General features: G+C 53.1%; 1 pseudogene. It reads left to right on the forward strand.

The window, feature by feature from the left end:
- Positions 1-231: 231 nt before the first annotated feature.
- Positions 232-435, forward strand: a pseudogene (locus tag ACTHUF_RS11380) (hypothetical protein); the annotation flags it as partial.

Consider the following 435-nt stretch of genomic DNA (forward strand, 5'->3'; position numbering starts at 1 on the left):
TCAACACACAGCCGCCCGAAGGCGGCTGGAGTCATCGTGTTATGCGAGGATTTATGACAAGGCGTTTCAACACACAGCCGCCCGAAGGCGGCTGGGTTTGGGAATTTTTTTTGGATACTCGAAGAGGTGTTTCAACACACAGCCGCCCGAAGGCGGCTGGGATAATAAATTGTGCATAGACAAGCAATCAGTTAAAGTTTCAACACATAGCCGCCCGAAGGCGGCTGGGTTTTGAATCTGCTTTGTCTGTTTTGGTATGGCTGTTTCAACACACAGCCGCCCGAAGGCGGCTGGAGCAGCAGCCTTCCCACTGAAATGCCCTCTGACTGTTTCACCAAACAGCCGCCCGAAGGCGGCTGGAATCGAAGACTCTTCTATTGCTACCTTATCCCTGTTTCCACACATAGCCGCCCGAAGGCGGCTGGCAATCCAAGT

Source organism: Neisseria sp. P0024.S006 (assembly GCF_051956595.1).
Lineage (GTDB): Bacteria > Pseudomonadota > Gammaproteobacteria > Burkholderiales > Neisseriaceae > Neisseria.